Raw genomic sequence first — 9,901 nt, forward strand, 5'->3', positions numbered from 1 at the left:
GCCGGAGATTTTATCATTTTGCTCAGGACCCGTCAAGGGATGCCGGATAGAGAGGAAACCAGATTCTTAAACAAATCATATTAGCTCCTGTTGCACTTAGAATTATAGAATAACGAGCTCCCCTTTCGAGGGGAGCCTTTCCCATTCTCGGCTGTGGACTGTTGAGGCATTTCGGAATTTGAGTCATTTTCGACTTGTACGATAGTAAGCTCCCTTCACCGCCTTTGGCGGAGCTTCCCCCGATGGGGGACGCTGGACGAAATTGCCGGGAGAGTTTAGTGATAAAGGTGCAGTACGGGGCTTTTCAACCCCGTCTGTGCACATTCCCAATAAAAAATGTGCCGCATCAGCGGCACACCTTCCCGCCCCCCGCATCCCGAGCCCCGCGCCCCGAAATCTCGGAAATGGGCTGAATGCTGCATGCCGTGGTGAGGCTAAGACCCGAATACCGAATGAAACTCAATCCACAGTATCTGCCTATTGACTCATTCAATCTCATAAAAATTTGCGGCGCATCAGCGCCGCCACCTTCACGAAGAACGAACAACGAAGAACGAAGAACGATTATGCATTAAAATTTTCCTGCCCTGTTTATCCAACAACTGGTAACTGATTTCTATCTAAAGTATAATAAGTAAAATAATTCAAGTAGTACGGGAGGAAAAATATGGCTCTTAAAGAATTCAAGCTGCCCTATGGCCGGGGAACCCAGTCCGTGTTTCTGCCGGAGGAGCATATTTCTGATGTTTTGGTGGGAGTGCCGACTCCTGCCTGTGATGTGAAGGAAGCCACGCTGGAAGCTATGCGCCATCCGATTGGTTCGAAACCTCTTTCGGAACTGGTGAAAAAAGGCGACAAGGTCTGTCTCGTGGTGGCCGATATTACCCGGGCCTGGAACAGGGCAAGGGAATTTACCATTCATGTGGTGAATGAACTGAACCGCTCGGGCATTTCGGATGAAGATATGTACATCGTTTTTGCCCAGGGAACCCACAGGCCTCACCGGGATGAGGAAAATATCACCTGCGTGGGGGAAGAAGTGGCAAAGCGCATTAAGATGTACCAGCATGTTTCCACAGATAAATCCATGCTTACCCATATGGGCGTGACTTCCCGGGGGACTGATGTATGGATTGATACCCGCGTGGTGAAAGCAGATAAAATCATCCTCATCAATGCGGTTTCCACCCACGAAATGGCAGGCTTTGGCGGCGGAAGGAAACTGATCCTCCCGGGGGTTGCCGGCTGGGATACAATCCAGCAGAATCACTGCCATGCCCTGGGGGATGAATTGGGAAGCGGACTGAATCCGGATGCCCAGGTCCTCAAGATCGAGCACAATCCGGTTTCCGAAGATATGCAGGAAGCCTGTGATATGGTGAAACCCTGTTTCCTCGTTCATTCCATCATCAATGAAGAAGGAGAAATCGCTTCCATGGTGGCCGGTGATCCCTATGAAGCCTGGCTGGAAGGGACAAGGCGGGTATTCCGCCTGCAGAAAGTTCCCATGAAACAGCAGGCGGATGTGACCATCGTTTCTGCCGGCGGTTATCCGAAAGATACGAATCTGTACCAGGGGACCAAGTGCTACACGGCGGCTGAAATTTCCGCGAAAAAAGGCGGTATCATCATCACTATGATTGAAGCGGAAGATCTCATGGAACCGCCGGCTTATCTGGGAAGTTTCAAGTATCCGAACCTGATGGAAATGGAAAAGGGCCTCCGTGCCTGCTTCACCATTCCATTTTTCGTGGCTTTCGATAACCTCATTACTGCCATGACCCATACCGTGTATATCGTGACAAAACCGGAAAATTTCAAAATCCTTGCCGAAAGGACCCATCAGATTCCGGTAGCCACCGTGTCTGAAGCCTGGGAACTGGCGCAGAAAAAACTGGCGGAAGAAGGAAAAACGGATTATACCATCAACGTCATCCCTCATGGGAGTGCGGTAGTGCCGTATATCAAGTAACCGGTTTGTGAATGGGGCACTGTGAATATAAAAACTGTTAATTAAAGTTATCAGTTAACAGTTCACAGTTCTCAGAAAAGGTGGCGCCTTTAAAATCCGGAAGGCGCAGGAAGGTATAAAAAAGGCCGGCTTTCTATGCTGATGCCGGCCTCATTCACTGAGAACTGATAACTATTAACTGATAACTAATTCCCTGAAGCTATCCCGGAAGAATGGGATTAAGTTTTCTTTCTCAAGGAGAAAAAACATGAAAAAGAAATTTCTTGCTGCTTTAGCGCTTTCGGCCATGGCTTTCCTGCCCCTTTCTTTTGCCGGCGCTGCCGATTTCATGACCCTGGATTCTGCTTCTTATGATGCCATGTGGGCAAAGGGGAAGACCGTGAAAAAACACGGGCTCCTGGAAAATCCCATGCATTATGGGGTGGAAATGCGTCATGGAACGATCGGTTCCAACCAGGTAGTCGTCGTGACTCCTTATACCGCAGGTATGTATATTTCTTCCACCGAAGACCTGCGGCTTCTGGAAGTTCCGGAAAATTTCAAGGACGTCCTTCTTTCGAATCAGGATATCCTTTTCGTGGCTCCTGCCTATATGCCGGTGCATCACCTCATTTCCTATTCCATGGAAACCAAGGGGAGCAACCGGTCCGAGCATCTGGTCATCGAAAAAGAGGGGAAACGGATTTATCCCCGCTATGAAATGAATCCGGTCATTGACAGCCTGATGCCGCATTCCCACTATGTCCGTTACTTTGGATTTACCCGCGAACAGATTCTGGATGTGCCCTACACCGTGAAATATGTAAACGGCGAAGGGGATCTCATCGATTTCCCGGTGACTGAAAAGACGCTGAAACGGATGCTGGAGCAGGAGAAGAATTTCGGAGCTTGAGACTTCCGGTAGTTACCGGGGGCAGAGATACATACGGTTTTCGTGGGTTAGCCTCACCACGGCATGCCGCTTTAAGCTCATTTTTGAGATTTCGTGATTCGGGAAGGTGGGGCTGTACAATAATTACACAATCTATTGAATGACTGAAATTTATAAAGTGATCAGTTTTCAGTTCATAGTTCCTGGTGGAGGAGGCCCGCATCAAATGAGATGGCGGGCTATTTTTATACACGGTTTTCATCGGAAATGATTCAATTTTTTATATAAAAAGGCCGCTTCTCCTGCGTAATGGCCCACTACAACTGCGAACTGATCACTGTTTCCCCTGAAGTTTTTAAAAGTAATGATTTCTATTTCTATACATCCTCATTTTTTATGGGGGACTATGGGCAGACGGAAAAGAAGGCTGCCCGGGATTCTGTGGTTTGAATACACGTATATTTTCCGACCGGAATGCGATGGCCCTGTCATTTTCGTCGGAATGGAACTCCCCGTTTCATCAGAATGAAAATCCAGCGTTTCTCACAGAGTGTCTTTATCCGGTTGTCAGATTTCATAAGTTCAGTTAAAATTATAAGTATAAAAGTTATACAGATAGGGGGTGAGTGAATGAATTATATTTCCCGGACTTTAGAGGGGAAATTGCGGGAGGCAGGCGGAAAATATCCGCTCCTGCTTTTGAGCGGTCCGCGGGGGGCCGGAAAGACGACACTGCTTCAGAAACTGGCGTCGGAGGACAGGGCGTATGTGAGTCTTTCCGATGAAAGGGCACGGAAACTGGCGAAGAAGGATCCGGACCGCTTTTTTGAAATGCACAAGCCTCCTATTTTCATCGACGATGCGGAGGAAGTGTCTTCCCTTTTTCTGACGCTGCCCCTTTCATCTGCCCGGCCCGGTGATTACTGGCTGGCTTATTCCGGACGTCTTCCGGAAAAGGTGTATTTTGAAGAAAATCAGGCGGCCCTTTTTGAACTGGCCCCTCTTTCCATGATGGAAATCGATGGCATCAGTCTTGCGCCTTTTGAATTTTCCCTGAAAAAGCTGGAAATGGCGGAAACTCTGGCGCCCCGCCGTTCAGACAGGGATATTTTCAGGGAAATATGGACCGGCTTCATGCCTGCCGTCCGGGGAGGCATGGACCGCGCCGCTTTTTATGCGGGTTATGTTTCTTCTCTGATTGAAACAGACGTGAAGAAGCACGTACGGCTCCGGAGTTCCCGGAAATTTCTGGATTTCCTCATGGTCCTCGCCGCCGATGATGACCAGTCCCTGAATTATGAGGGCCTGGCCCGGGAAGCGGATATTAATCCCGTTACGGCGAGAAAATGGGTGCACCTTCTGGAAGCTCTGGGCGTGATTTATTTCCTCCCTGCCTATACTCACCCTTCTTTGAAAAAAGCCATCCGCACATCGAAGCTCTACTTTGCGGATACGGGACTGGTGTGCTATTTAAGAAACAGGAATTCCCCGGTTGCTGCCATGACCGGCGGTTTGCGGGAAGCCCTTTATAACAATTACATCATTTCGGAAATCCGGAAAAGTTACATTCATCAGGGAATCAGGAAACAGCTTTATTATTACCGGGAAGCCAATAAAAGGGAAATCCCCCTGCTCTTTGAGGAAGGCGGTTTCCTTCATCCTGTGGATTTCAGTCTTTCCTCTCATCCCACGCTTCCCACCATGGCCGATTTTTCCATGCTCGATGATTCCGGTATTTCCAGAAATCCCGGCGGTACCATCGCCATGATCAGAGAGCCGAAACCATTTAAAAACGGTTCCCGGGCCGTGCCGGTCTCATTCCTGGGATAGTTGGAATCAAAGGGGAGGATCTATGCTTATTCCTTACGCCGCACCGGCGGAACCATTTCATAAAGAAACGGAAATCAAAAAATCCATATTCATTGCCCATCTGGTGCCGGTCAGTTCCGAAGAGGAAGCCCAGAGGGCACTGGATGGCTTTCGCAGACAATATAAGGATGCCACCCATAACTGCTATGCCTGGCGGATCGGGACAGAAAGAATCCTCGAAAAATCGGGAGATGACGGAGAACCCCAGGGAACGGCGGGCCATCCCATGCTTCATGTGCTTCAGATGCAGAAACTCACCAATGTCCTGGCTGTCGTGACCCGTTATTTCGGGGGAATCAAACTGGGTGCCGGAGGCCTCACAAGAGCTTACAGCACTTCTCTGGCCGATTGTGTCAAAGAAGCATCCATCGTCATGTATACCCCTTATGAATGCTATGAAATCATCCTGCCCTATCCGGCGGTGGGGGGATTTGAAAATTATATTAAAGACAAGGATATCATCGTCAAAAACCGCAGCTTTGCAGACAAAGTACGGATGACCATTCTCTGCCTCCCGGGCGAGGCAAAAACCCATCTCCGCTTCTTCACCGACCTCACCGGAGGAAAAGCGGGAATCGATAAACTGGGGGAGGAGTATGTGAAGATAGAGCGTCATTAAGCAGTTACCCGGGGTTGAGTCTCATACGGTATTCGTGAGTTAGCCTCACCTCGGCGAGCCGCTTTCTAGTCTATTTCGAGATTTCGTGGTTCGTGATTCGTGGTTCGTGAAGGTATTGCCGCTGATGCGGCAATGAGTATATATGGGGAATTGAATGAGTCAATTGGCAGTTACCCAGGGGTTGAGTCTCGTACGGTATTCGTGAGTTAGCCTCACCACGGCACGCCCCATTCGAGAAAATTTCGAGATTTCGTGGTTCGTGATTCGTGGTTCGTGAAGGATTGGCTGCTGATGCAGCCAATGATTTTATATGGGAACTGACGAGACGATGGGCAGTTACCCGGGTTTGAGTCTCATACGGCTTTCGGGTCTTAGCCTCACCACGGCATATGGCTTTCAGCCCATTTTCGAGATTTCGGGGGGATCGGGGCTGTCGGGGGTATCGGGAAGGTGCGGCGCTGATGCGCCGGAATTTTGTATGGGTAATGTGCACAGGCGAGGCGGATTGACTTTTGTGACACGCATAGTCCGACATCGCTCATGACTTGCTCCCCGCGTCAGGGGAGCTCCCGACAGGGTGAAGGGGCGTACGATGGCCGCCATCGGAATTGACTATACATGTTCCATGCGTAACGTATATCTTTGTACAGTTTGGCAGTTGCTGTGGATTGGGGCTCATACAGTATTCGGGAGTCAGCCTTGCATCGGTGAGCCCCTTCGAGTCCATTTCCCGGATTTCGGAGTTATCGGGGACTTTTGGACAACTGATAACCGAAAACTGATAACTAGCGGCTAAAAACGAAAAACCATCAAAGGAGCAGAATTATGGAGCAGGACTACACCGATCTCATCCATTCTTTCCATGAGACCTGGGATACATTCCCGGGAGTGGCGAGGATTGTGGACCGGACTCATCATACCCTTGCGGTGAATCCTTTTGCTGCTTCTCAGGGCATGAAAGTGGGCGAAATCTGCGCAGCGAGGAAATCGCCGGAAAATCACCGGGGCTGCCTCAAACTGAGAGTCCTGTCTACGGGAAAAGCAGGCATCGACCGGCCCTCAGAGGGAAAAATCCGGGGATGGCTCCCCGTGAAGGGCTATCCCGACGTGGTGATTCATTTTTCACTGACTCTTCCGGAAGTGGCGGAGTGGGCGGGAAAGTGAATGAGGGGCGTACTTTCTTTTTTGCCTCTTTCGAAAAAAGTGTGATAAAAAGTGATCAGAATCCTGTTCGTGAGAATGACTGCGCTCTCAGACTGATTATTTTGATGTTTCGCCTGTGTTCGAATTATACTTTTGGGATTATAATCCAAAAAGTATTTAAAATTCAGAAGTTTTTGGATTTATTTCCAAAAACTTCTTTTTTCATGACATTTTTGGATTATAATGGAGAAAATAAAATGAAAATCATTTCGGGGGTGAAACTGATGGAACTTATATCTCGTCCTGATTATTTGAATTTCCTGCAGCAGTTCAGGGAAAAGCGGCTGATTAAAGTCATTTCCGGCGTGCGGCGCTGTGGGAAGTCTACTTTATTTACCCTGTTTCAAAGGCAGCTCCTGAAAGAAAATGTGTCCCCGGAGCAGATGATTTCCATTAATTTCGAAGATTTACGGTTTTCAGCGCTCACCGATTACAGGAAGCTTCACGAATATGTGCTCTCTCACGCACTCCCGGACAGGATGAATTATATATTTCTTGATGAAATCCAGCAGGTCCCGCAGTTTGAAAGGGCTGTGGACAGCCTTTTTCTTCACAGCAATCTGGATATTTACATGACTGGTTCTAATGCCTGGTTTATGTCGGGAGAATTGGCCACGCTTCTGGCCGGCCGGTATGTGGAGATTTCCATGCTTCCCCTGTCTTTTCGGGAATTCTGTACAGGCGATGCCAATGCGTCTAAGAGAAGCGTAATGGCCAATTTCAATGCATACCTTCAGCAGGGCTCTTTCCCCTATACACTGCGGTTTGATGGCAGGCAGGAAGATGTCGACGTGTACCTGGACGGGATTTACAGTACGATTATGCTGAAAGATGTGGCAGCCAGGCATCGAATCACTGACGTCATGCGGCTGGAAAGTGTTTTTCGTTTCCTCATGGACAATGTGGGAAGCCTGATTTCCATCAAAAAGATTGCGGATTCCCTGACCAGTATGGGCAGGAAAACGGACAGCAAAACTTTGGAAAAATATGTGAAAGGATTGAAAGACAGTCTGATTCTCTACGAAGCGCCCCGCTATAATATCCGGGGTAAGCAGCTTTTGTCTACTCTGTCGAAATATTATGCCGTGGACCTGGGCATGAGAAACAGGGCGCTCGGACGGCGGGGCGAAGACTTGGGCCATCAGCTGGAAAATGTGATCTATCTGGAACTCCTTCGGCGCTATAAAACGGTGTATGTGGGAAAAATGGATCAGACCGAGGTGGATTTCGTGGCTTTAGGAAATGAAGGACCGCAATATTATCAGGTGGCCCTCTCCACGCTGGATCCCATGGTCCTTGAAAGGGAACTGAAACCATTGCAGCAGATTCAGGATCAGTATCCCAAGTTTCTTCTCACCCTCGATGAACTGGAATCCGAAGCCAGTTATAACGGCATTCGCAAAATGAATGCTTTGAAATGGCTGCTTTCAGATGAAATACACTGAAATCATTCGACTGTTTTTCCGGCTGCTGACAACTGACGGCTAATGGCTAACCTCTGACCACTGATCACTTTTTTCTGAAATCCCCCTTGACAGAAATATTTCCATCGTGTAATATCTTAAGCAACTTAAGAAAAAGCGATGAGCAGGAAAAAGTCTCCTGAGGGCCATGGCAGAGAGCCGGTGGATGGTGAAAACCGGTATGGGGCATGAGACGAAACTCTCCTGGGAGCACCGGATCGAACAGAGTAGAGAAGGCGGGAGTCCCCGTTATGGACATGGAGTATAATACAGAGTGGTACCGCGAATATCGCCTCTGTCCCGTTTGGGACAGAGGCTTTTCTTTTACGGGAGACTCCTTATACTCCGCTGAGCGATAAAACAGGGTGGTACCGCGGATGACGCCCCTGGAGAAATTTCAAAGAATTCTCCAGGGGCGTTTTAGCTGCCTGGACAGAAAATGGAGGCAATGAAAATGAGAAATTTTAAAAAGGCAATGAAAATGATCGGCATCTGTTCCATGGCAGCTATCGTGATGGCAGGAATGGCAGGCTGCGGAGGAAATAAAGGAAACGGCGTTTCCTCCGGCGCCCAGAATGCGGCAAAAATCGGATTTTCCGCCGCCCTCTCCGGCGGAGCTGCGGCCTATGGCAAATCGGAAGAAGAAGGAGTCCGTATGGCTGTGGAAGAAATCAATGCCAGAGGCGATTTCCCCATCGATTTAATGATTGAAGATACAAAAGCCATTCCGGCAGAAGCCATGAATGCCACGAAAAAAATGATCCAGAATAAAGCGGCCATCCTTATCGGACCTATGACTTCCAATGAAGCCAAAGCGGCAGGACCTATCATCCAGAATGCAAAAGTTCCATCCCTGGAAGTTTCCGTAACGGCAGAAAATATCACCGACATGGGAGACTGCATTTTCAGGAATTCCGTACCGGAATCAAAGAATATCCCCCAGACCGTGAAGAAAACCTATAAAATCCTGGGTTATAAGACCGCCGCTGTCCTCTATGCCCATGATAATGAACAGCATGTGACGGCGCAGAAATATTTCCGGAAAACCATGGATGAACTGGGAGTCAATGTGGTGGATGTGGAAACTTTCGGCTCCAAAGACAGCGAATATTCTGCCCAGCTCACCAATATCCAGTCCAAAAATCCCGATGTCATCGTAGTCTGCTCCTACTATCAGGAAGGCTCCCGCATCCTGAAAAAGATGAGAGAAATGGGGATGAACCAGCCGGTCCTGGGAGATAACGGTTTCGTTTCTCCGGAACTGGGCAAAATGGCAGGTGCCGCCGCAGACAATGTCTATGTCTCCTCCATGTGGTCCCCGGAAAGAAAAGATGAAAAAGTACAGAAATTCGTGGCTGATTACACAAAGAAATACGGCCACGCACCGGACCAGTTTGCCGCAGCTTCCTACGATGGAATTTACATGGCCATGGATGCCATGAAACGGGCAAAAAGCACGACGGATACAAAGAAAATCCGCGATGCCCTGGCAGCTATGAAAGATTTCAAAGGCGTCTGCGGCACCTTCTCCTTCGATGAAAAGAGAGATCCCGTGGTGGATCTGATCCTGATGAAGATGAAGGATGGGAAATACTCTGTAGTAGAGTAAAAGCTCGTTGACGACTGGTGTGGTCTGAGTCAGCTTCGGTATTCGTGAGTTAGCCTCACCACGGCACGCCCCGCTTGAGAAAATTTCGAGATTTCGTGGTTCGTGGTTCGTGGTTCGTGAAGGTATTGCCGCTGATGCGGCAATGAGTATATATGGGGGCTCAGCACAGGCGGGGGTGAAAGGACCGTATTCTTTGTTGTCATGTGACAGTAAAGCAAAGCATGCGAATGGGAAAGGCTCCCCTCGATAGGTAATGGCACACACTTAAGGATTTACTCCTAAAAACAGACAATTA

7 protein-coding genes and 1 other annotated feature are annotated in these 9,901 nt (G+C 48.7%); all 7 genes read left to right on the forward strand.

What is annotated here, in order from left to right; all coding sequences use genetic code 11:
* Positions 1-667 precede the first annotated feature (667 nt).
* The 7 genes from larA to VZT47_RS07805 all read left to right on the forward strand — a co-directional run bounded on the left by larA (position 668) and on the right by VZT47_RS07805 (position 9,606).
* Positions 668-1,972 (forward strand): nickel-dependent lactate racemase, encoded by a 1,305-nt coding sequence (gene larA, locus VZT47_RS07775; RefSeq protein WP_330224405.1) that lies wholly within the window; start codon positions 668-670, stop codon positions 1,970-1,972.
* Positions 1,973-2,219: 247 nt separating this feature from the next.
* On the forward strand, positions 2,220-2,864 hold the full coding sequence (locus VZT47_RS07780; RefSeq protein ID WP_330224406.1) for a hypothetical protein: 645 nt from the start codon (positions 2,220-2,222) through the stop codon (positions 2,862-2,864).
* 609 nt (positions 2,865-3,473) lie between these two features.
* The gene (locus VZT47_RS07785; protein ID WP_330224407.1) at positions 3,474-4,673 is read left to right on the forward strand and encodes an ATP-binding protein; all 1,200 of its coding nucleotides are present in this window, start codon (positions 3,474-3,476) and stop codon (positions 4,671-4,673) included.
* 22 nt (positions 4,674-4,695) lie between these two features.
* A complete protein-coding gene (locus tag VZT47_RS07790; RefSeq protein ID WP_330224408.1) occupies positions 4,696-5,331 on the forward strand; it encodes a YigZ family protein in 636 nt (211 codons plus the stop codon).
* 825 nt (positions 5,332-6,156) lie between these two features.
* Entirely contained in the window at positions 6,157-6,495 is a 339-nt protein-coding gene (locus VZT47_RS07795) for a hypothetical protein (RefSeq protein ID WP_330224409.1), read from the forward strand.
* A gap of 236 nt (positions 6,496-6,731) precedes the next feature.
* Positions 6,732-7,979: an ATP-binding protein gene (locus VZT47_RS07800; RefSeq protein ID WP_330224410.1), complete on the forward strand. Its 1,248-nt coding sequence runs from the start codon at positions 6,732-6,734 to the stop codon at positions 7,977-7,979.
* 129 nt (positions 7,980-8,108) lie between these two features.
* Positions 8,109-8,297: a binding site (T-box leader), on the forward strand.
* Positions 8,298-8,451: 154 nt separating this feature from the next.
* Positions 8,452-9,606, forward strand: a complete 1,155-nt coding sequence (locus VZT47_RS07805) for an ABC transporter substrate-binding protein (protein WP_330224411.1) — start codon at positions 8,452-8,454, stop codon at positions 9,604-9,606.
* The last annotated feature ends 295 nt before the right edge of the window (positions 9,607-9,901 follow it).

The sequence above is a fragment of the Dialister sp. genome (genome assembly GCF_036343215.1).
Lineage (GTDB): Bacteria > Bacillota > Negativicutes > Veillonellales > Dialisteraceae > Dialister.

Coding starts and splice junctions, on each gene's coding strand:
- VZT47_RS07785 (WP_330224407.1), top strand. CDS start 3,474: ATGAATTATATTTCCCGGACTTTAGAGGGGAAATTGCGGGAGGCAGGC.
- VZT47_RS07805 (WP_330224411.1), top strand. CDS start 8,452: ATGAGAAATTTTAAAAAGGCAATGAAAATGATCGGCATCTGTTCCATG.
- VZT47_RS07800 (WP_330224410.1), top strand. CDS start 6,732: ATGAAAATCATTTCGGGGGTGAAACTGATGGAACTTATATCTCGTCCT.
- VZT47_RS07780 (WP_330224406.1), top strand. CDS start 2,220: ATGAAAAAGAAATTTCTTGCTGCTTTAGCGCTTTCGGCCATGGCTTTC.
- larA (WP_330224405.1), top strand. CDS start 668: ATGGCTCTTAAAGAATTCAAGCTGCCCTATGGCCGGGGAACCCAGTCC.
- VZT47_RS07795 (WP_330224409.1), top strand. CDS start 6,157: ATGGAGCAGGACTACACCGATCTCATCCATTCTTTCCATGAGACCTGG.
- VZT47_RS07790 (WP_330224408.1), top strand. CDS start 4,696: ATGCTTATTCCTTACGCCGCACCGGCGGAACCATTTCATAAAGAAACG.